Origin of the sequence: Streptomyces sp. GbtcB6 (assembly GCF_019091475.1) — a bacterium.
GTDB lineage: Bacteria > Actinomycetota > Actinomycetes > Streptomycetales > Streptomycetaceae > Streptomyces > Streptomyces hyaluromycini.
Genome location: NZ_JAGXJL010000018.1, coordinates 135,467 through 157,288, shown reverse-complemented (window position 1 = coordinate 157,288; position 21,822 = coordinate 135,467). Strand labels below are relative to the sequence as shown.

The 21,822-nt window shown below is 71.9% G+C and carries 18 protein-coding genes; 10 read left to right on the top strand and 8 right to left on the bottom strand.

Going from position 1 to position 21,822, the window contains the following annotated elements:
- Positions 1-75: 75 nt before the first annotated feature.
- From KVT45_RS28815 to KVT45_RS28805, 3 genes are all read right to left on the bottom strand, one after another.
- On the bottom strand, positions 76-1,872 hold the full coding sequence (locus tag KVT45_RS28815) for a CBM35 domain-containing protein (protein WP_217552021.1): 1,797 nt from the start codon (positions 1,870-1,872) through the stop codon (positions 76-78).
- Between the two features lie 31 nt (positions 1,873-1,903).
- Positions 1,904-3,094 (bottom strand): ROK family transcriptional regulator, encoded by a 1,191-nt coding sequence (locus tag KVT45_RS28810; protein WP_217552020.1) that lies wholly within the window; start codon positions 3,092-3,094, stop codon positions 1,904-1,906.
- Between the two features lie 175 nt (positions 3,095-3,269).
- Positions 3,270-5,051 carry a M4 family metallopeptidase gene (locus KVT45_RS28805; protein ID WP_217552019.1) on the bottom strand — a complete coding sequence of 594 codons (1,782 nt, stop codon included), beginning with the start codon at positions 5,049-5,051 and terminating at the stop codon, positions 3,270-3,272.
- A gap of 308 nt (positions 5,052-5,359) precedes the next feature.
- Between KVT45_RS28805 and KVT45_RS28800 the strand changes: the two genes are divergently transcribed.
- From KVT45_RS28800 to KVT45_RS28765, 8 genes are all read left to right on the top strand, one after another.
- Positions 5,360-6,586 carry a serine hydrolase gene (locus tag KVT45_RS28800; protein WP_217552018.1) on the top strand — a complete coding sequence of 409 codons (1,227 nt, stop codon included), beginning with the start codon at positions 5,360-5,362 and terminating at the stop codon, positions 6,584-6,586.
- A gap of 103 nt (positions 6,587-6,689) precedes the next feature.
- A complete protein-coding gene (locus KVT45_RS28795; RefSeq protein WP_217552017.1) occupies positions 6,690-8,033 on the top strand; it encodes a CAP domain-containing protein in 1,344 nt (447 codons plus the stop codon).
- 56 nt (positions 8,034-8,089) lie between these two features.
- Positions 8,090-8,767: an AIM24 family protein gene (locus tag KVT45_RS28790; protein ID WP_217552016.1), complete on the top strand. Its 678-nt coding sequence runs from the start codon at positions 8,090-8,092 to the stop codon at positions 8,765-8,767.
- A 134-nt stretch (positions 8,768-8,901) separates the two neighbouring features.
- On the top strand, positions 8,902-9,861 hold the full coding sequence (locus KVT45_RS28785; protein WP_217552077.1) for a threonine/serine dehydratase: 960 nt from the start codon (positions 8,902-8,904) through the stop codon (positions 9,859-9,861).
- A gap of 200 nt (positions 9,862-10,061) precedes the next feature.
- Positions 10,062-11,690 carry a serine/threonine-protein kinase gene (locus tag KVT45_RS28780; protein ID WP_217552015.1) on the top strand — a complete coding sequence of 543 codons (1,629 nt, stop codon included), beginning with the start codon at positions 10,062-10,064 and terminating at the stop codon, positions 11,688-11,690.
- Between the two features lie 124 nt (positions 11,691-11,814).
- Positions 11,815-12,852 carry a hypothetical protein gene (locus KVT45_RS28775; RefSeq protein ID WP_217552014.1) on the top strand — a complete coding sequence of 346 codons (1,038 nt, stop codon included), beginning with the start codon at positions 11,815-11,817 and terminating at the stop codon, positions 12,850-12,852.
- A 120-nt stretch (positions 12,853-12,972) separates the two neighbouring features.
- The gene (locus KVT45_RS28770) at positions 12,973-13,398 is read left to right on the top strand and encodes an SsgA family sporulation/cell division regulator (protein ID WP_089102691.1); all 426 of its coding nucleotides are present in this window, start codon (positions 12,973-12,975) and stop codon (positions 13,396-13,398) included.
- Between the two features lie 67 nt (positions 13,399-13,465).
- A complete protein-coding gene (locus KVT45_RS28765) occupies positions 13,466-14,134 on the top strand; it encodes a DUF2238 domain-containing protein (protein ID WP_217552013.1) in 669 nt (222 codons plus the stop codon).
- Here the strand turns inward: KVT45_RS28765 and KVT45_RS28760 are convergent.
- Positions 14,119-14,604 carry a DUF6328 family protein gene (locus KVT45_RS28760; protein ID WP_217552012.1) on the bottom strand — a complete coding sequence of 162 codons (486 nt, stop codon included), beginning with the start codon at positions 14,602-14,604 and terminating at the stop codon, positions 14,119-14,121. The two genes, KVT45_RS28765 and KVT45_RS28760, sit on opposite strands and share 16 nt — an antisense overlap.
- Positions 14,605-14,686: 82 nt before the next feature.
- Positions 14,687-15,670 carry an aldo/keto reductase gene (locus KVT45_RS28755; protein ID WP_217552011.1) on the bottom strand — a complete coding sequence of 328 codons (984 nt, stop codon included), beginning with the start codon at positions 15,668-15,670 and terminating at the stop codon, positions 14,687-14,689.
- A 138-nt stretch (positions 15,671-15,808) separates the two neighbouring features.
- On the opposite strand from KVT45_RS28755, the gene KVT45_RS28750 reads away from it, so the two are divergent.
- Complete coding sequence (locus KVT45_RS28750) at positions 15,809-17,515, top strand: cholesterol oxidase substrate-binding domain-containing protein (protein ID WP_217552010.1); 1,707 nt, start codon at positions 15,809-15,811, stop codon at positions 17,513-17,515.
- A 98-nt stretch (positions 17,516-17,613) separates the two neighbouring features.
- On the opposite strand, the gene KVT45_RS28745 is transcribed toward KVT45_RS28750, so the two are convergent.
- Positions 17,614-18,501, bottom strand: coding sequence for an SDR family oxidoreductase (locus tag KVT45_RS28745; RefSeq protein ID WP_217552009.1), 888 nt, complete (start codon positions 18,499-18,501; stop codon positions 17,614-17,616).
- Between the two features lie 133 nt (positions 18,502-18,634).
- Here KVT45_RS28745 and KVT45_RS28740 point away from each other — a divergent pair, with 133 nt between their 5' ends.
- Positions 18,635-19,531: a LysR family transcriptional regulator gene (locus tag KVT45_RS28740; RefSeq protein WP_217552008.1), complete on the top strand. Its 897-nt coding sequence runs from the start codon at positions 18,635-18,637 to the stop codon at positions 19,529-19,531.
- Positions 19,532-19,682: 151 nt separating this feature from the next.
- Here KVT45_RS28740 and KVT45_RS28735 read toward each other — a convergent pair whose 3' ends face one another.
- A complete protein-coding gene (locus tag KVT45_RS28735; RefSeq protein ID WP_217552007.1) occupies positions 19,683-20,291 on the bottom strand; it encodes a TetR family transcriptional regulator in 609 nt (202 codons plus the stop codon).
- On the bottom strand, positions 20,288-21,781 hold the full coding sequence (locus tag KVT45_RS28730; protein WP_217552006.1) for an MFS transporter: 1,494 nt from the start codon (positions 21,779-21,781) through the stop codon (positions 20,288-20,290). Before KVT45_RS28730 ends, KVT45_RS28735 begins: the two co-directional genes overlap by 4 nt.
- Positions 21,782-21,822: the final 41 nt, after the last annotated feature.

Here is a 21,822-nt window from a genome sequence, read left to right as displayed (position 1 = left end):
CGAAGGCTGGGGGAGGAACTGCGCGACCGGCCCCCACCGGCCCGCAGTTCCCGACGACGCACTTACCGAGGCGACTTACCGGGGCGACTTGGGAACGTCGATCCGGTCGACGTCCGGCGCGTACCCCGACCCGCTGTCGAAGCTGATCGTGTTGGCACCGGCCTTCAGCACCACCGGCACACTCACCGTCGCCACGGTCCCCCAGTCCCCGGTGGACGGGAACTTGTGGCTGGTCCCGCCCCCGGCGTTGGCCGCGATCGTGGCCGACCGGGAGTCACCGCTGATGTAGGCCACCTTCACCAGATACGTACCGGCCTTGTCGACCACCACGTTGTTGAAGGTCAGCTTGCCGCCCTGGTACAGGTTTCCGACCTTCTTCTGCCCGGAGCACGCGTCGCACCCGGCGACGGAGGCGTTGCCGCTCAGCGTGTTGCCGCTGGCCTCGGCCTCGTACCCGGTGGATGCCAGCGCGCTGCCCTTCGGCGTCACGGTGAACAGCCGCGAGCCGTGCGCCGGCAGCGCCTCTGTGATCTTGCTCTGGAAGCTGCCGAGGTCCTCGTGGTTCCACACGTCCCGCACCGAGGCCTTGCCGCTGAATCCGAGTGCCGTCCAGTCGGCCGTGACCGCCGAGGGCGAGTCCGCGAGGTTGAACAGCGCGACCGTGTAGGTCCCGTCGGCGTTCTTCGCGGCCCAGACCTGCTGCGGGTCGGACGGGGTGATCGGCCGGGCCGGCGGGTTGTCGCTCTGGTCGATCGCGATGACGTCGCGGTTGGTCAGCAGCGAGACGCCGTAGTCGTCGAGCTTGGTCATGTCGTCGCCGGTGAACAGGGGCGACTTGGCGACGGCCCAGAGTGTGGCGTAGCTCTGCCGTTCGGCCTTGGTGAGGCCGTCCATCGCGCCGTTGCCGACGTCGAGGGAGTCGAGGTCGTTCCAGCCGCCGGGGCCCGCCTTGCCGGTCCAGGCCGGGGTGTCGTCCCAGCGGTCGTTGACGGAGTTCTCCCAGCTGACGAGGGTGTTGCAGTAGCACTCGACGTCGGTGTCGATGCGCCAGCCGTTGGTGTACTTCTGCCAGTCGGCGGCGTGCCCGAAGTCCAGGGACCAGGAGGCCTCCAGGTGGATCGGGCGGCCGGTCGCGGTGATCGCCTTGTTCCAGGCGGCCACGTCGGCGATGTTGTTGTACTGGTCGCCGCTCTTGCCGGAGCCGGGGCCGACGCCGTCGAGCTTGAGGAAGTCATAGCCCCAGTCGGCGATCATCTGGGCCTGGGAGTCTATGTACTTCTGCGCGCACGGCTTGTCGAAGTCGATCTTGTACGCGCTGTCCCAGCCGTTGGTGGTGCGCAGGTCGTCATAGACGATGTCGGCGGTGGTGCAGCCCTCGGCGTTCCAGATCGGCGTCTTGCCGTCGCCGTACGCGCCCTTCTCCAGACCGGCCGGGAGATAGATGCCGGCCTTCAGGCCCTTGGCGTGGATGCGGTCAGCGACGGCCTTCATGCCGCTCGGGAAGCGGGCGGGGTCGGCCTTCTGGCGGCCGTACTGGTCGTAGCCGGTCTTCCAGTTCCAGTCCATCCACCAGCCGGCGTCGATGTTGATGTAGTCGTAGCCGTACTTCTTCAGCTTGCTCGCCATGGCGTCGGTCTGCTTGAGGACGTTCGCCTCGGTCAGGTAGCTGTAGTCGCCCTTGTCGTTCAGACCCGGGTACTTGGACGACTGCATGCTCCAGCTCGACCAGCCCATGTACGGCTTGGCGGCGATCGGTGCGGGCGTCTGGGCCTGCGCGGCGGGCACCGCGGCCGCGAAGGCGGCCGTCAGTGCCAGCACGAGGACGGTTCTCAGCCCGCGTACGGGCAGGGCGGATGTCGAAGGTGACCGCATGGGCCCTCCAGGGTTCGGGGTCTTGGGCGGCTCAGCCCTTGCCCGTTGGGGTGGGAGAAGAGGTGATGAAGGACTGGATCGCGGCGGCCGCGGCCCCGCGCGCCCACTCCTCGAAGGCGAGTGGGCGGGTCTGTACGTCGCACTGCGCGGCGGAGCCGAAGGCGGCCGCGGTGAACGAGTCGAGGATCTGTTCGGCGAAGAGGTCGTAGGCGGCGAGTCCCTCGCCGGAGATGATCACGCGTTCGGGGCCGAAGAGGTTGGCCACGGTCGCGATGCCCCGGCCGATGGCCTCGCCGGCGCGGGCGTACACCTCCCGTGCTCCGGGCACGCCCTCGTGGGCGAGGACCACCGCCGCGGCGGAGTCGGCGACTTGACGGCTCGTCACCTCCCGCATGCGGGTGACGATCGCGGCGTCCCCGGCGATCGCCTCCACGCAGCCGCGGTTGCCGCAGTGGCAGAGGGGCCCGGCCGGGTCGATGGGCACGTGCCCGATCTCCCCCGCCACCCCGTGCGCGCCCGACACCACCTGGCCGTGGATCACCAGTCCGCAGCCGATGCCGGCGCCGACGGTGACGACGGCGAAGTCGGAGAGCCCGACCCCGGCGCCGAACCACTGCTCGGCGACGGTCAGGGCGCGTACGTCGTTGTCGACGACGACCGGCAACCCCGTGGTCATGGCGGCGAGTTCGGCGAGGGCCACGTCCCGCCAGTCGAGGAAGGGCGAGTAGCGCACGGTCCCCTCGGCGCGGTCCACGTCGCCGGAGACGGCGATGCCGAGGCCGAGGACGGGGGCACCGAAGTCCTCGGCCTCGGTGCGCAGTTCGTGGGTCAGGTCGGCGACGGAGGTCAGGACGGCCCGGGCGGCGCGGTCCGTGACCGGCAGCCGGCGGGCCAGCAGGATCCGGCAGCACAGGTCGGTGAGTACCGCGATGACCTCGTCGCCGGTGACCTTGACCCCGATGAACAGCGCGCGTCCGCCGTCGACCCGTACCAGGTTGGCGGGGCGTCCGAGGGCGGGCCGGGCCTCGCCGTCGGCGTCCTCCGCCAGGTACCCGGCCGCCAGCAGCGGCCGGACGGCCTTGGTCACGGCCGCCGGTGACAGGCCGGCCCGGCGGGCCGCCTCCAGCCGGGTGAGGGGGCCGTGGGACAGGACCGTGGTGAAGATCTGTGAGACGGCCGGCGTGTGGGCCGGGAACGTCTCGGCACGGGAGGTGGAGCGCATGGCCGGGAACTTAGGTGGCTTATTTTCCGCTGTCAATAAAAGAAGCAGGAATCACCTGAAGGTTGACTGTGAGGCTGTCGTGGCCTTCAAATGGCGGGTGAAGCGGGGGCGTTGGAACCGATCCAGGTGCCCGGCCCCCCGACAGGGCACCCGGATCGGCGGTGCGGCGCGCCCGTCAGCGGCGGGCGGCCGGCGTGTTGGCCTCGGTGACGTCGACCGCGGCCCAGGCCTGGTCGACCGTGCGGTACTCGACGCTGCTCGCGCCGTAGAGGTCCGTGGCCGCCTTCAGCGTCGCGATCCGCGCGTCGTGGAAGTCGGTCGAGGAGACCATGTACCGGGTCAGGGCGCGGTAGAAGATCGCCGTGGCCTTGGCGCGGCCGATGCCGGTGACCGTGGACCCGTCGTAGGTCGGCGAGTCGTAGGTGGTGGCGCCGATCGTCTTGCGGCCGCTGCCCTCGGCGAGCAGGTAGAAGGCGTGCGAGGAGACGCCGGAGCCGGCGTGCACCTCGGCGTTCGCGACCTCGGGCGACCAGTAGTCGACCGTGCCTTCGAGGCGATCGAGCGAGGGGTGGTCGAGGCGGCGCAGGAACTTCTGGCGCAGGCCCAGCTTCTCGCCCAGCAGGTAGTTCGGCGGGTTCTTCTGGTTGTTGGCGAAGAACTCCACGCCGGAGCCGAAGATGTCGGCCAGCGACTCGTTCAGCGCGCCCGGTTCACCGAACTGGTTGCCGTCGTTGTCGACGTACGTCGGTTCGAGCTTGGCGGTGGCGTCCACCACGCCGTGGGTCAGCTCGTGGCCGGTGACGTCGAGGACGACCAGCGGCTTCTTGATCTCGTCGCCGTCCCCGTCGCCGTACAGCATGCAGCCGCAGGCCGAGTCCCAGAAGGCGTTGCCGACCTTGTTGCCCCAGTGGACCATGGCGCGGGCTGGCTTGGAGTTGTTCGCGATGCCCTTGCGGCCGAAGGTCTTCTTGTAGAAGTCCAGGGTCTCGGTGATGCCGTACTGGGCGTCGGCTGCGGCGCTGCCCCGGCTGGTGGTGGTGCCGTTGCCCCAGCTGTCGGTGGTGCTGGTGAACTTGGTGCCCTGGCCGAAGCTCTCGGTCTCCCTGCCCTTGGCGTCCCGGGTCTCGGTGCCGTAGCGGGTGGGGTCCTTGAGCAGGAAGCTCTTGCGGGCGGTCTGCGTGGTGGTGAGCGGCACCTTGCCCACGAAGAGGGACCTGCCGGAGCCGTGGGCGGTCGCCGGGTAGTGGGCGGCGGCCGAGACGGACGCGCCGGCGAGGGCCTGGGCCTGGATGCCGGTACCGGCGGCCGGGTCGAGGGTCTCGCCGCGGCTGCGGAGGGTCTTCAGCAGCTTGGGCGAGAGGAACTCGTCGCTGTCCGGCGTGTTGCTGCGTACCCGGCCGGTGAGGGCGTCGACGACGACCGTGCTGGAGCCGTCGGAGCCGTCGACGGTCACCTGGTAGGCGAGGGCGGCGGCGCCGTCCCGGGCGTCCACCACGAGCTGCGCGGTGCCGGCGTCGCCGCCGGCGGCCGCCGCGGCCTTCTCCTCGGCCTGCCGGGCGGTCAGCTTCGCCTCGGTGGCGGCGGGCCCGACGGCGTGGTCGGCCGCGCGGGTGACGCCGGTGTAGGCCAACCGGCGGGAAAGATGGACGACGAGGTCGCCGCCGAGCACCGGCATGCCCCGTTGGGTGCGGACGAAGCGGACGTGGCATGCCCCCTCGGGGTCGATCATCACATCCTGCGGCTGGAGCTCGTCGCCCGCGCCGACACCGGTCGCCGAGGCGTGGGCGAAGGCGGCGGCCCGGGCCGCCGCCACCACCTGCGCGGCCGTCGTGGCGGAGGCCGCGGCCGACTGTCGTACCCCCGTTGCGGGACCGGCGAAGGCCGTACCGGCCAGGCCCGTGGCGGCCGTCGTCACGGCGACGGCGACGGCCACGCTGCGTATGTGCGCACTACGCACTGATCAGGGTTCCTTCGTTCGAAGACGGCCGGGGTCACCAACCGCCTTGCGGCAGAGCGCCGTTGGGCGCCAAGGGGGCTGGTCGGGCCCCGGGCCGCAACCCTTCCGGACTAATCATGTCCATGTAAAGCGGAATTCGTCGCTTTTCTTACTTTTCGTGGCAATATTTGGCGAATCCCCACCGCACGGTGATCAGGGAGTGACCAACTGTGCGTCGACTGTGGAGATGTGACGGGATGCGAGAAGGTTCCCCGACCCATATGTGACTCATCTCGCATCGAAGACAGCACAGAGAGGAGCAGGTCCGAATGGTCTCGGCAATGGTGTACAGAAGCGCGGTGCTCGGGGCGGTGACGCTGTCGCTGCTCGCGGTCCCGGCCCAGGCGGCGCCCATGAGGACGGCCCCAGGGCCGCAGGCGACCGCCGCCCTGCCGGCGCCCGACACCGCGGGGCTGGCCGCGGTGCTGCGCTCGGTGGTGGCGAAGGGCGCGCCCGGCGCGATGGCCCGCATCGACGACGGCACGCAGGTCTACCGGTCCGCGCAGGGCGTCGCCGACCGGACGAGCCGGCGCGCCCTCACCACCACCGACCGCTTCCGGGTGGGCAGCGTCACCAAGACCTTCTCGGCGGTGGTCCTGCTGCAGCTGGTGGACGAGCACAAACTCGCCCTGGACGCGCCGGTCAACCGCTACCTGCCGGGACTGCTGCCGGACGACCGCATCACCGTGCGGCACGTGCTGAGCCACCGCAGCGGTCTGTACGACTACACCAACGACCTGTTCGCCAGCAGCGTGTCCGGCTTCGAGGCCGTCCGCGACAAGGTCTTCACCTACCGCCAGCTGGTGGACCTGTCCCTGAAGAAGCCACGCACCAACGCGCCGGGCGCCGCCTACTCGTACTCCAACACCAACTTCGTGGTCGCCGGCATGCTCATCGAGGAGCTCACCGGGCACAGCGTGCGCACGGAGTACGAGAACCGCATCTTCAAGCCGCTGCAGCTGACCGACACCTTCTACGTGCACCCCGACACGAAGATCCCGGGACAGCACGCCAACGGCTACCTCACCGCCGACCGGGCGGGCGCCCAGCCCGTCGACGCCACCGACCAGACGGTCTCCTGGGCGCAGAGCGCGGGCGCCATCATCTCCAGCGCACGCGACCTCGACACGTTCTACTCGGCGCTGGTACGCGGCAAGCTGACGTCGGCCGCCCGCCTCGCGGAGATGGAGCGCTTCACCCGCGTCAACTCCACCACCTCCTACGGCCTTGGGCTGCGCCGCCGCGACCTGTCCTGCGGGGTCTCGGTGTACGGCCACACGGGCGCCGTCCAGGGCTACTACACGTACGCCTTCACCAGCAAGGACGGCAAGCGCAGCCTCACCGCGCTGGCCAACGCCTCCAACAGCTCCGACGTGCTCAACGCGCTGGCGGCCACGCTGGAGCCGGCGTTCTGCGGCAAGCAGAAGTCCGCGCGCAGCGCGACCGCGCCGATCGAGCGGGAGGACGTGGCACCCGCCGCGCCGACCGAGCAGTAGCACCGCGGCTCGCCGAGGGAACCTCGCGCCCGGGCCGGACGTTCAACCGGCGACTCCCCCACCGGGCGCGACGTTCGGCCCCTGACCTCGTAGAGGCGGCGCGATGAGCGAGCTGGTCCCCGGGGGCAATCTGCCCCTTCCGGGCGGCGCGCTGACGCTGCGGGTGCCCGGTCCCTTCGACGTGTCGGCACTGATCACCGACGAGAGCGGCAAGGTCGGCGGCGACGCCGACTTCGTGTTCTACAACCAGCCGGACGCGCCCGGCGTCCGGCTGCGCGGTGACACGCTGACCGTCGAGCCGGCCCTGCTGCGGGCCGGCGCCGAGCGCGTCACCCTCACGGTCACCGCCGCCGAGCCCGGCACCCCGCTCGGCCGGCTGCCCGCCGCCACCCTGCACGTGACCGACCGCCTCGGCCGTACCGTGGCCCGCTTCGCACCACCGCGCCCGCAGACGGAGACCCTGCTGCTGCTCTCCGAGATATACCGCCGGGGCACCGGCTGGAAGCTGCGCGCGATCGGCCAGGGGTACGCGGACGGACTGGCGGGGCTCGCCCGGGACTTCGGGGTAGACGTGGTCGAGGACCGGCAGCCGGCCGGTGGTTTCCGCGCCACCATCCCGGCCCAGCGCACGGCGGCCTCGCCGGGCCGCCCCTCGACCGCCTCGCTCCCCGATCCGGACGGTCTGCTGGGCCTGGTCAACTCGGCCCGCGCCCGGGCCGGCCGCCCGCCGGTGGCCCCGGACGCCCGGCTCACCTCGGCCGCCCACGCCCACGCCGGGGCGATGGCCGAGGCCGGCCGGCTGGCCACCGAGAGCCGCGACGGCGTCTCCGTCCACCAGCGGATCAGCGACACCGGATTCGCCTATGTGACGGTCGGCGAGCACCTCGTCTCCGGCCCCCGCACCCCGGCCGAGTTCGTCGACTACTGCCTGCGCACCGAGGACGCCCGGCGCACCCTGCTCGACCCGGTGTTCACCCACGCCGGCCTGGCCCACGCCCGCAGCCCCGGGGACGGGGACACCTACTGGACCGCCCTGTGGGCCAGACCCCTCACCCAGGCCGAACTGACCCGCACCCGCGCCGAGGTCGTCGACCTCACCAACGGTGAGCGCACCCGGGCCGGGCTGCGGCCGCTCGCGGTGGATCCGCAGCTGACCGCGGCCGCACAGGCGTACAGCACGGACATGGCGACCCGGGACTTCTACTCGCACACCTCCCCCGAGGGCACCCAGCCGTGGGACCGGGCCGCCGCCGCGGGCTCGCGGCGGCGCACCATCGGCGAGAACATCGCCTGCGGCCAGCGGTCCGCGGCCGAGGTGGTGGACGGCTGGATGAACAGCCCCGGCCACCGGGCGAACATCCTCAAAGCGGACTTCACCCACATAGGCATCGGCTTCGCCGGCGGCGGCCGGGCCGGCACCTACTGGACCCAGCTGTTCGGTGCCTGAACCGGTACCGTCCGCGATCTTGGCGGAACGGGTCCGTCCGGGACACCATGCCCGACATGAAGGGTGATCTCTTTTCAAGTCAGCACATGGTGGCACCGGCGATCGAGCCGGGCATGACGGTCGAGAACGCGAAGTGCGTCAGGTACACGGTCAACGGCGAGATGTACGCCCGCCAGGGCGCGATGATCGCGCACCGCGGCAGTCTGAAGTTCGAACGCAAGGGCCAGGGCGTGGGCGGAATGCTCAAGCGGGCGGTCACCGGCGAGGGGCTGCCGCTGATGTCCGTACAAGGCCAGGGCGAGGCCTGGTTCGCGCACGAGGCGCAGAACTGCTTCATCGTCGAGATAGAGCCTGGCGACCAGTTCACGGTGAACGGCCGCAACGTCCTTTGTTTCGACGCCACGCTGGCGTACGAGATCAAGACGGTGAAGGGGTCCGGCATCGCCGGCGGCGGCCTGTTCAACAGCGTGTTCTCCGGACACGGCAAGCTCGGCCTGATCTGCGACGGCAACCCGCTGGTGATCCCGGTCTCGCCGCAGGCCCCGGTGTACGTCGACACGGACGCCGTGGTGGGCTGGACCGCGCATCTGCAGACCTCGCTGCACCGCTCGCAGTCCATCGGGTCGATGCTGCGCGGCGGTTCGGGCGAGGCGGTCCAGCTGATGCTCCAGGGCGAGGGGTACGTCGTGGTCCGGCCGAGCGAGGCGACCCCGCAGAAGGCACAGCAGCACTGACACCCGGCAGCCCTGGTCCGCGTGGCCCGGCCGCTCCGGCGGGGCCGGGTTGACCAGGGCGGTCCGGCCGGGTGAGGGTGCGAACGGCGCGGACCGTCGCCCCCGCGCCGGAAGGGTGAACCGCCTTGAACGGCATCATCGGCATCCCGGACATCGAAGCCGCGGCCCGGATCATCGCCGGACACGTCGTACGCACCCCCACCGTGCCCAGCCCCGGTCTGTCGGAGCTGCTCGGCGCCCCGGTCACCGCCAAGCTCGAACTCCTCCAGCGCACCGGCTCCTTCAAGGCGCGCGGGGCCACGGCGAAGCTGCTGTCGCTGAGCGAGGCCGAGCGGGCGGCCGGCGTGGTGGCGGTCAGCGGCGGCAATCACGGCATCGCCCTCGCCGTGATGGCCGCGGCCCTCGACGTGAAGGCGACGGTGGTGATGCCCCGTACCGCGCCCGCCCGGTCGATCCGGCTGGTCGAGGCGGCCGGGGCGTCGGTGCGGCTCACCGACGGCATGGACACGGCGTTCGAGCTGGTGCCGCGGCTGCGGGACGAGGGACTCACGCTGGTCCACCCCTTCGACGACCCGGTGGTGATCGCCGGACAGGGCACGGTGGGCCTGGAGCTCGCCGAGGACGCGGACGACCTCACCGACGTGATCGTCAGCATCGGCGGCGGGGGCCTGATCGCCGGGGTGGCGGCCGCTCTGCGCGCCCGCCGCCCCGGGGTCCGGGTGTGGGGTGTGGAGACGGCGGGCGCGCAGGCCATGTCCGAGGCGCTCGCGGCGGGCGGTCCGCTGCCGGTCGCGGTGTCGTCGATCGTGACGACGCTCAGCGCGCCGTCCGTGTCCCGGCTGACGTACGACCATGCGGCGGCGCTGGTGGAGGAGGTGCTGGTGGTGCCGGACCGGGAGGCGGTGCGGGGCAGCCTGGAGTTCGCCGAGCACGCCAAGGTGTGGACCGAGCCGGCCGCCGGCTGTCTGCTGCCCGCGGCCCGGCAGGTGCGGGAGCGGGTCGGTGACGGGGCGCGGATCGGCCTCGTGGTCTGTGGGGGCAATGTGACACACCAGGAGATCTCGGAGTGGACCGCGCGCTTCGGTCTGGACTGACCAGCGGATCGCAGCCGGGCTTTTACCGTCGGTTACCCGCAGGTCGAAGCCCGGTCATTCACTGTTTTCCCCAAGTTTCCGGCCGGTGTCGCCACTTGAATAAAAGGCAAGAAAGGTCTCCGAGTTGCAGATTCTTTGAACAAACCCGGGCTCGTCCCGCGTACCTCTGGTTAATGACGAGGCAGGGGTTTCAGCGAGGGATGACGATGGTCAAGGCGCATGTCTCCGCACAAGAGTTGGTCGCCGGAAGGTACCGGCTCCTCGAAGTCGCCGACCGCGAGCCGAACCGCGTCAGCTGGTACGCGGAGGACGTGCAGGCCGAGCGACCGCGCCTGGTGACCCAGATCGCGCTTCCCGAGCCGCCCACCGAGGACACCGTGCGCCGCACCACCGCCCGCATTCTGCGCTCCTCCGAGGTGATGAGCGCGCTGCGGCCCGGCCGGGTCGCCATGGTGATCGACGCCTTCGAGGAGGCGGGCGCGCTGTGGACGGTGACGGAGGTGATCGACGGCACGCCGCTCAGTGAGCTGCTCGCCCAGCAGCCCACGTTCAACTACGTCCAGGCCGCCCGCATCGGACTCGAGGTGCTCGACGTGCTGGAGGCCGCGCACGCCGACGGCTACACGCACGGCGAGCTCAGCCCGGGGCAGATCTTCGTCCGTGACCGGGGCCCGGTCGTCGTCACCGGGTTCGGCCTGGCCGGCGCGACGCTGGCGCCCCGGGTCACCGCGCCGTCGTACGCCTCGCCGGAGCAGGCCCGGGACGAGCGCATCGGGCCCGCCGCCGACCTGTGGGCACTCGGCGCGATCCTCTACACGATGGTCGAGGGGCGACCGCCGTTCCGGGACCGGGGCAAGGCCGACGCCACCCTGAAGGGCGTGGACCGGCTGCCGTTGCGCACCCCGCTGCGGGCAGGCCCGCTGACCCAGGTGGTGCAGGGGCTGCTGCGGAAGAGCTCCCGGGAGCGGCTGAGCCGGCCGGTGGTGCGTCAGGCACTGGCACGTGTCCTGGACGAGGACCCCGACACGGTCGAGCAGCCGGCCCCCGTCTCCCGGCTGCGCGGTGCCTATGTGGCCGCCCGGGCCTCCGGGTGGAGCCGAACCACCATGATCGGCGGGACCGCGCTGGCCGTGGTGACCGTGTCGGTCGCGGTGCTGGCCGCGACCCAGGGCCTGCCGGGCGCCGCCTCGGCGGGCTCGGCCCCGAGCGCCTCCGCCACGGCCGGCGATCCGGCCAACCGCACGGACGGCAACGCCCCCAGCCCCTCACCGTCCCGGACGTCGTCCGCCTCCCCCAGCCCGTCACCCTCCGCCTCCGCCTCCGCGTCGGCGTCCCCTTCGGCGACGGCCACGGCCGGTGCCCTGCCGGCCGGTTTCCACCGCTACACCGCCCCGGAGGGGTTCTCCGTGGCGCTCCCGAAGGGCTGGAAGCGCCTCGACACCGCCCGGGACGACGTCGCCTACCGCGTCACCTTCGGCCCGGGCGGCGACGACCTGCGCACCCTGGCCGTCACCTACAGCACCCAGGCCAGCCCGGACCCGGTCGCGATCTGGCGGGACGACGTGGAGCCGGGGCTGGAGAAACTGGACGGCTACCAGCGGATCGGCGAGATCAAGGCGACCACCTACCAGGGGCACAAGGCGGCCGACATGGAATGGCTCTCCGGGACCGGCGCCGACCGGGTGCACACCTTCGGCCGCGGCTTCCTGCTCGGCGGCGGCCGCAGCTTCTCCCTGCGCATCACGACGTCCGCCGCCGCCTGGGACGACGCCGCCGACAAACTCGCCATGAAGACTTTCCTGGAGACGTTCCGCGGCTCGGCGAGCTGACGCGCCGGGTGCTGCGGCGACGTGCTCGGCCGGTCTTCGACGGTGCGGCAAACCCTGGCCAATGGGTCGATATAGGCTGCCGGTCGGTACGTAAGCAGTTCGGCAGCCTTCAGGAGTGTCCTCCGTGACCCTAGCGATCGACCCGTCCGAGACGTCCACCGCGTCCCCGGCTCCCCTCTCCGACCTGGTGGCGCGGGACGCGCGCGAGTTCGGCGCCTATGTGCGGACCGGAGGCTGGACGTTCGGGCTGATGGTGGCCCGCAGCGTACGGCCGGGAGGGCAGGGCGCGGACGAGACGCCGAAGGTCTCGGCGAAGGAGTTCGCCGAGCTGGCCGGCTGCTCGCCGGAGCGGGTCATGCGCTACTACAAGGCCTGGGACAAGGCCGCCGACGACGGTGTGGTCCCGCACTTCGAGGCTCTCGCCCCGGGCCAGGAGGTCGAACTCCCGGACTCCGACGTCTGGTTGAGCTACTACGTCGCCCGCAACAGCGCCACCTCCGAGCGCGGCACCGCCATCGTGGAGGCCGCCGAGGCCGAGGGCATCCGGCCCACCAAGGCCCTCGAAGTCGCCGAGAACCCCACCGCGCTGCGCGCCGCGATCCTCGCCGACCCGTCCACCGCCCGCGCCGCCCGCTCGGCGCTCCTGGACCGCATCAAGGAGGACCCGGACCTGCAGACCGTGCTGGCCCGTGACGTGGTCCGCACCGCCGACCTGAAGAAGGCCGTCGCCACCGAGAGCCGCTCGGCCGACCGCATCGGCTACGTCCGGCAGATCGCCGAGTCCGGCCAGATCAAGACCCCGGCCGGGCAGACCGTCGACGCGCCGGCCGACCTGCGCCAGGAGGCCGAGCGCCATCTGTCGCTCCTCGACGAACTGGACGAGGACGAGGACACCGGCGAGTGGGCGGCCGAGGCCTTCGACACCATGAAGAACCTGGTGGTGGAGGCGGTCGAGGCCGACCCCGAACTGCGGGTCCAGGAGAAGCGCACCAAGTTCTACAACAGCCTGCAGAAGGCGACCAAGGCGTTCGAGGAGCTGACCTTCGACGACGCCCAGGACTTCTACGAGGACGACATGGTCCAGCGCCTGGAGGACCTCCAGCAGGCCATCGGCTCCTGCCTGGCCGCCCTGCGCGGCGCGAAGGGCACGGAGGACGTGTAGCGCACGTAGTACTCGCAGGGCTCGTCGGATTCGTAGGGCAATTCCGCTCAGGATTGAGCGTTTTCCCCGCGAGAGGGGTACTAGAGGGCACCAAGCCGATCGTTCTCGGAGGCCACTCGCGTGAACCCCATCGTGCACAGGACCCTGGTCGTACAGCTCCGTGCGGACGGGTCGGGCCGCTGTCCCGTCCTCGCCCATCTGTCGTACGACGCCGGTGACCCGTTCGCCGTCACCGCGGTGTTCACCCTGGACGGCCGGGTGCTCGCCCGGTGGCGGCTGGACCGCGAGATGCTGAACGACGGACTGAGAGAGCCGGTCGGGGTCGGGGACGTCCGGCTGCGTCCCGTACGGCAGGGGCGCTGGAGGGAAGTGCGCATGGACTTCCTCGGCGACCCCCTGCCCGGCGGCAGCCGCCACCACGCGGTGGTGTTCGCGTGGGCGCCCGCGCTGGCCTCCTTCCTGAGCGACACCTACCTGGCCGTGCCGCCCGGCCGGGAGGAGTTCCCCGTGGACGACGTACTCGCGGAGATCCTCGCCACCGGCTGAGTAGCCGTACTCATGCAGGCGCCCGGGCGCCGCGGCCACGATGAGGCTCCCACGACAAGGAGTCGCCATGACCGCAGTGCACCCCGCCCCGCGCCCCGTTCCGCACCGAGTGCCCCGCCGTGTTCCGCCGGCCGTGCTCGCCGGGGTGGTGGTGGCCGGCATGGCCCTCTCGGCGTGGGGCGCACGGGACCGTACGACCTGGTTCCTCGAGACGGTGTGGGTGCTGATCGGGCTGCCGCTGGTGGTGCTGACCTGGCGGCGCTTTCCGCTGACGGGCCTGCTGGCCGGGCTCCTCGCGGCGCACGCGCTGGTGCTCGCGGTGGGCGGCCACTACACCTACGCCGAGGTGCCGGTGGGCGACTGGGTGCGCGACACCTTCCACCTGTCCCGCAATCCGTACGACCGCTTCGGCCACCTCATGCAGGGCTTCGTGCCGGCGATCCTGGTCCGGGAGCTGCTCGTCCGTACCTCCCCGCTGCGCGGCAGCCGCTGGCTGGCCCCGCTGACGGTGTGCGCCTGCCTCGCGTTCAGCGCCTGCTTCGAGCTGCTGGAGTGGCTGGCGGCCGAGATCGGCGGCCACGGCGCGGACGCCTTCCTGGCCACCCAGGGCGACGTGTGGGACACCCAGTGGGACATGTTCTGCGCGCTGATCGGGGCGACGGTGTCCGTCCTGGTGCTGAGCAGGGTGCACGACCGGCAGCTGCGGGCGCTGGAGGCGGCTCAGCGGGTGGAGTGACGGTGCCGGGACCACAGCGGCAGGCCGTACCAGCAGACCAGGTACCAGACGACGACGGCCGCCACCGCCCAGGTCACAGGGCTGCCACCGGTGGCCACCCGGAGGATCAGCACCAGGGACGCGGTCATGGTGGCCAGCAGCAGGAACAGGCCGACCGAGGTGAGCCGGGACGCCATCCGCACCGCCTGCGGCTTCACCCTGCGGCCGGAGACCAGCCGGTGCAGGGAGACCGGGCCGATGAGGGCGCCCGTGGCGGACGCGCCCAGGATGACGGTGACGATGTAGATCGTCTTGTCCGTGCCGGACAACTCGGCGTACTTCTGCTGGAAGACGACGGTGAGCAGGAAGCCGAACAGGATCTGCACGCCGGTCTGGGCGACGCGCACCTCCTGGATGAGATCGCTCCACATCCGGTCGGCGCGCTCCTCCTCCGTCTCGTCGCGCCCGGTCCGCCGCTCCTGGTCGGTCATGGAGTACGCGTAACCGGCGGGCCCGTCCCTCAAACGGCAAGGGCCGGGAGCGGCACGGCTGCGCTCCCGGCCCGCACCACTGCTACCAGCGGCTTTCCACCTGGTCCTGGATCCGGCGGTCGTACAGCTCGCGGATCGCCGTGACCGTCTCCTCCGGCAGCTCCGGGAGCTTCGCGGCGGCCGCGTTGGCGCGGGCCTGCTCCGGGTTGCGGGCGCCCGGGATCACCGTGGTCACACCGGGCCGGTCGATGATCCAGCGCAGGGCGAGCTGGGCCGGGGTGTACCCCTCGGGGGCGAGGGCGGCGAACTCGGCGGCGGCCTCGACGCCCGTCGCGTAGTCGACGCCGGAGAAGGTCTCGCCCTGGTCGAAGGCCTCGCCGTGCCGGTTGTAGGTGCGGTGGTCGTCGGCCGCGAAGACCGTGTCCTTGGTGTACTTGCCGGACAGCAGCCCGGAGGCGAGCGGCACGCGCGCGATGATGCCGACGCCGGCCTCCTCGGCGGCCGGGAGCACCTCGTACAGCGGCTTCATCCGGAACGGGTTGAGGATGATCTGCACGCTGGCCACGCCCGGGCGGGCGATCGCGGTGAGCGCCTCCGCGCAGGTCTCGACGCTGACGCCGTAGGCCGCGATGCGCTCCTCCTCTACCAGGGTGTCGAGGGCGTCGTACACCGCGTCGGAGGAGTAGACCGGGGTGGGCGGGCAGTGCAGCTGCACCAGGTCCAGGCGGTCCACGCCGAGGTTGCGGCGCGACCGGTCGTTCCACGCGCGGAAGTTGTCCAGGACGTAGTTCTCCGGGATCTGGTCGACCCGGCGGCCCATCTTCGTGGCCACCAGCACATGCAGGTCCGGCCTGCCGCGCAGGAAGGCGGCGATGGTCTGCTCACTGCGCCCGTCGCCGTACACGTCGGCGGTGTCGAAGAAGGTCACCCCCGACTCCGCCGCCGTCTCCAGAACGGCGAGGGCCTCCTTGTCGTCCACCTCGCCCCAGTCGGCGCCGAGCTGCCATGTGCCGAGGCCGACGACCGATGCCCGCTGTCCCGACCTGCCGATTACGCGTTCGTCCATGGCGCCAGTCTGTCATCCGCCGCCGACAACGGTGTCACGGGCCGGTTCGCCTCCGCCCACCTGTGAATCCTTCACTCACACGGGTGATTGTGCTGGACGGAAATCGAGGGTGTGTCAACCGGGCTCTAGCGTGTCGGCGTGACAGATCGTTCAGCGAACAACATTCCTGCCGCCGACGGCTGGAGCCGTCGGGGCTTCCTGCGGTCCGCCGCCGCGCTCGCCGCGGTTCCGGTGCTGCTGGCCGCCGATCCGGCCGTCGCCGCCGCCGAGTTGCCCGGCTTCCCGGCGGAGGTCGCGCTGTACCGATCCGCGTACCGCAACTGGGTCGGCGAGATCACCGCGGACGGTCTGTGGGCGTGTGCCCCGGCCGACGCCGGTCAGGTGCTCGCGGCCGTCGACTGGGCCTGGCGCAACGGCCGGCGGGTACGCGCGCGTGGCTCCTCGCACGGCTGGTCGCCCTTGACGATCACCGAGGGGACGGGGGCCGACGACAAAGTCCTGCTCGTCGACACCGCCGGCCATCTCACCGGGCTCACCCTGGACTCCGCCACCGAGGTGCGGGCCGGGACCGGAGTCACCCTGGAGGCGCTGCTCACCTTCCTGGAAGGCCACGGCCTCGGGCTGACCGCCGCGCCCGCGCCGGGCGATCTGACACTGGGCGGCGCGCTGGCGATCGACGCGCACGGCACCGCCGTACCGGCCGACGGCGAGGAACCACTGCCCGGCCACACCTACGGCTCGCTGAGCAACCTGGTGGTGGCGCTGACGGCGGTGGTGTGGGACGAGAGCGCCGGAGCGTATGTCCTGCGGACGTTCCGGCGTGACGAGGCGGACTGTGCGGCGCTCCTGACGCATCTGGGCCGTGCGCTGGTCACCGAGGTCGTGCTGCGGGTCGGGGCCAACAGCGGGCTGCGGTGCGTCAGCCGGACCGACATCCCGGCCGGCGAGCTGTTCGCCGCGCCCGGGTCCGGTGGCCGGACCCTGGACGGCTTCCTGCGGCGGTCCGGGCGGGTCGAGGCGATCTGGTTCCCCTTCACCGAGTACCCGTGGCTGAAGGAGTGGAGCGTCGCGCCGGCCAGACCGCTCACCTCACGGCACGTCACCTCGCCGTACAACTACCCCTTCTCCGACAACGTGCCGACCGTGGTCGCCGACCTGGTGGGACGGATGGTGTCCGACGCGGCCTGGTACCTGGCGCCGGTGCTGGGCAACGCGCAACTGGATGTGTCGGCGCTCGGGTTGGCGGCGACGCTGTCCGCCGACATCTGGGGGGCGTCGAAGAACACGCTGCTGTACATCAGACCGACCACGCTGCGGCTCGACGCGAACGGGTACGCGGTGCTGACTCGGCGGGCCGAGGTGCAGCGGGTGGTGCACGAGTTCACCTCTTTCTACCGGGAACGGCTCACCGCGTACGCCGCGTCGGGGCGGTTCCCGGTCAACGGGTCGGTGGAGATCCGGGTGACGGGGCTGGACGAGGCGTCCGATGTCGGGGTGGACGGCGCTCAGATGCCGCTGCTGTCCGCGATGCGGCCTCGGGACGGTGCGGACACCGCCGTGTGGCTGGATGTGCTGACGCTGCCGGGGACGCCCTATGCGGAGGCGTTCTTGCGGGAGTTGGAGCAGTTCCTGTTCGAGACGTTCGAGGGGACTCGGGTCGAGTGGTCCAAGGGGTGGGGTTATACGGAGTCGGGTGTGTGGAGTGATGAGGTGGTGCTCGGCACCAGGATTCCGGGGTCGTTCGGGGGTGCGGTGTGGGATGCGGCGGTCGAGGTGTTGGACCGCCTTGACCCACACCGGGTTTTCAGTAACGGGTTCTTGGACGGGGTGCTTGTGCGCCGTTGATGGCTGCGGGCCGGTGGGGGCTGGTCGCGCCCACGCGGCGGAGCCGCACATTGGCAACAGCCCCGCGCCCCTGTCGGGGCGCTTCACGTCACCGGCATTCAGAAGTAGTGGCCCTCTTCCAAGTCGGCGATCAGACCCGGCTGTTCCGGCTTCCAGCCCAGGAGCTTCCTGGTTCGCTCGCTCGATGTCGCGTTGTCGATCGACGCCGCCATGCCCAGCCAGCCGAAGTGGGCCTGCGCCTCATCCGCCGGGATGCTCTTCACCGGGACGTCGAGGCCCCTGCCCATGGCCGCCGCGATGTCCTTGAAGGGGACTCCCTCATCGGCCGCTCCGTGCAGGGCGGTGCCCGCCGGGGCCGACTCCAGGGCCCTGCGGTACAGGCGGGCGGCGTCCAGGCGGTGGGCGGCCGGCCAGCGGTTGGTGCCGTCGCCGACGTATGCGGCGACGCCCTTCTCGCGGGCGATGCCGATCAGCCGCGGCACGAATCCCTGGTCGCCCCGGCCGTGCACCGTGGGGGCCAGGCGGACCACCGAGCTGCGAACGCCGCGCGCGGCCAGGGCGAGCGCGGCGCGGTCGCAGTCGCCGCGGTGGATGCCCGGTGCCGGGGTGTCGTCCTCCGTCGCGACGCCGTCAATCGCCGCGAGCAGGAGGGTTCCCGAGGTGGCGACGAAGGGCCGGTCCGAGCCTGCCAGGGCGGCGCCGATCGCCTCGATCACGCCGAGGTCGGTCTCCACGGCGCGGGTCATGTTCAGGAAGTCGTCGTGGTTGAAGGCCAGATGGATCACGCCGTCGGTCCCGGCCGCCGCGCGGGCCAGGTCCTCGGGGTCGTCGAGGCTGCCGCGGTGCACTTCGGCGCCCGCCGCCCGCAGGGTCTCGGCCGACTTGTCCGAGCGGGCGAGGGCGAGGACCCGGTGGCCGGCGCCGAGGAGTTCGGGGACGACGGCGGAACCGATGAAACCGCTGCCGCCGGTGACGAATACCCGCATGGTGAGTGCTCCTTCGAGGGAGGGGATCGTGTTTCCATCGTTCGGCCGGCGGGCGGCGCGCGTCCAAAGCCTCTTTCGCAATACGCAATGCCTTTCAGGCATCGCCGCAGGTCGTCGGCCTTATGCTGGAGGCATGGCTGATCCGGCTTCCGCCCCCGACCTCGATCTGCGGCTCGTCCGGTACTTCACCGTCGTCGCCGAGCAGCGCCACTTCGGGCGGGCCGCAGGTGCCCTGCACATCACCCAGCCCGCGCTGAGCCGGCAGATCCAGCGCCTTGAGCAGGTGCTGGGTGCGCGGCTCTTCGACCGCACCCCGCAGGGGGCCCGGCTCACCGAGGCCGGTGAGGTGTTCCTGGCGCGGGCCGGGGCATTGCTGCGGGCAGCGGGCGAGGCCGCCGCTGTCACCCGGGCCGCCGCCGAGCCCAGCCGGATCACCGTCGGGTACATCAACGGGATCATCGTCACCCCGGCCGTGCGCGAGCTGCGCCGCCGCTTCCCGGACGCCGACGTGCGGACCATGCACCTCGACTGGGGCGAGCCGCGCGAGGCCCTGCTGACGGGGCGCGTGGACGCGGTCGTGACGCGGCTGCCGCTGCGCACCGACGGGTTGCGGGTGACGGTCCTGTACGACGAGCCGCGCGTCCTGGTGGTCCCTCTGGACCACCGGCTGGCCGGGAAGGAGTCGGTCACCCTCGACGACATCGCCGACGAGCCGCTGCCCCGGGGGAAGGATCCGCTCTGGAACGCGTTCTGGCGGATAGATCCACGGCCGGACGGCAGACCCGCGCCCGACGGTCCGCTGATCGTCGCGGTGGAGGACAAGTTCGAGCATGTCGCCGCCGGGCAGGCCGTGGCGATCGCGCCCCGGGTGCCCGGCGCGACCATCCGCCCCGACCTGACCACGGTCCCGCTGCACGGAGTCGAGCCGAGCCAAGTGGTGCTGGCGACCCGCGCCGGGGACAACCACCGGCTGCTGACCGCCTTCCGCAGGTCGGCCGAGGCGCTGCTGACGGCGCCGGAGCCGGGCTAAGCGGGTCCGGCGAAGTCCGCTGCGGTCGGTTGGGCAGCGCCCTGAAGGGGCGCGGGGCTGTATCCATATGCGGCTCCGCCGCGTGGGCGCGACCAGCCACGACGGCGCCGCGGTCGGCAGACGGCGCATCGCGGCACTTGCAGCGGAGCGCTCAGGGCGTCAGCTGAGCCTGGACGGCCGGGCCGTAGCGGTCGGCGATGTCGCCGACGTCGGCGGCCGCGGAGTCGCGCAGCCGTGGGCCGCGGGCGATGCCGTACATCACGCCCAGGCCGATGAGCTGGGCGACGGCGAGCTCGGCGCGCAGGTCCGGGTCGGGTCCGGTGAGCCGGGCGGCGAGGGCGTCGACCACATGGGCGCGGAAGTTGGCGCGCAGCACATCGCCGTGGTCGCCGTGCAGGGGCGCGAAGACGATGCGCAGCAGCGGGTCGGCGCCGCGGTCGCGCTGGCTCTCCAGGACGTGCCGGACCATGTGCCGGCCGAGGTCGTCCAGGGGTGCGTCGAGGAGAGCGGCCGCGTCGGTGTCGAAGGACATGACCCGGGCGAACAGGCTGTCCTTGTTGCCGAAGTACTTGAGGATCAACGGCGCGCTGACCCCGGCGCGTTCGGCGACGTCCTTGAGGGTGATGTCGGCGTGCGCGTGCCGGGCGAGGAGGTGCCGGGCGGCCCTGAGGATGGCCGCCTTGGTGGCCTCGGCGTCCCGTCGGGCGGGGGCGGGGGCGGGCGCGGAGGGGGTGCCGGGTCGGGTGCTCACGGCACTCATGCTCCCTCCAGCGCCTCGTCCCTCGCACTCTCGGCACGGCCCCGGGCGGGGACAGGGCCGGCGGGAGCCTTGTCGCCGGGTATGGAGAGGGCTGCGGCGGCGGCCGCGAGGGCGATGGCGCCGGCCATCGCGAAGGCCAGCAGGTAGCCGTGCAGCGTGGCGATGGGAACGCCGCCGACGAGGCTGGTGTGGTGGGTGAGGACGGCGGCCACGGCGGCGCTGGAGGTGGCCTGGCCGATGGTCCGCATGAGGACGTTGACGCCGTTGGCGGAGGCGGTCTGGCTCGCCGGGACGGCCCGCAGGATCAGCGTGGGCAGCGCGGAGTAGGCGAGCGTGGTGCCGGTGGCGACGACGGTGGCGCCCAGGATGATCATCCAGAGGTCGCGGCTGTCGGCGATGCGGACCACGTATCCGCAGGCGATGACCGCGGCGCCGAGGGCCAGGGTGATGCGCGGGCCCCGGGAGGCGGAGATCCGGGCGGAGAGCGGGGAGAACAGCAGCATGGTCACGCCGCCGGGGAGCAGGCACAGGCCGGTGGCCACGATCGACAGGCCGAGGCCGTATCCGGTGGTCTTCGGCGCCTGCACCAGCTGGGCGGTGACCAGGGAGTTGGCGTAGAAGGCGAACCCGGTCAGCAGGGCGGCGACATGCGAGAGGCCGACCCGCGGCCGGGTCACGAGGTGCAGGTCGACCAGGGGTTCACCGGTCCGCAGCTGCTGCCACCACCACAGGGCCAGCACGAGGACGGCGGCGCCGAACAGTCCGAGGACGCGCGGGCTGCCCCAGCCCCACTGGCCGCCCTGGGAGACGCCGAGCAGCAGGGAGGTCAGCCCGACGGCCAGCCCGAGGGTGCCGAGGACGTCGAACCGGCCGGGCTCGCGCACCGGTGACTCCCGGACCGCCCACCAGACGGCCGCGACGCCCAGCGCCCCGAGGAAGCTGGTCAGCCAGAACATGGTGTGCCAGTCGTAGTACTGCACCACCAGCGCGGCCAGCGGCAGGCCCAGGGCGGCTCCGATGCCGACGGTGGAGCTCATCAGCGCCACCGCCGACCCCCGTCGCTCGGGCGGCAGTTCGTCGCGCAGGATGCTGATCGACAGCGGTACGACGGAGGCGGCGGCGCCCTGGAAGGCGCGGGCGACGATGAGCACGGTGATGTCCGACGACAGGGCGCACATCACGGAGCCCACCGTCATCAGCGCGAGGGCCCCGGTGAGCACCCGGCGCTTGCCGTACATGTCGCCGGCCCGGCCGAGCACCGGCGTGAGGACGGCCCCTGCGAGCAGGGTCGCGGTGACCATCCAGGAGACGGCACCGGCCGAGGAGTGGGTGAGCCGGGGCAGGTCCGGCAGGAGCGGGACCACCACCGTCTGCATGACGGCCATCAGGATCCCGCCGAAGGCCAGCACCGGGATGGTCAGCCGCTCCCGCAACGGGGGTGGTGCGGCGGGCGATCCCGGGCTACCGGCTGTCGGGGCGGGCTGGTCCATCGGCACTCCTGCGGGCGGCGCGAAAAACGAGGTGAATACGA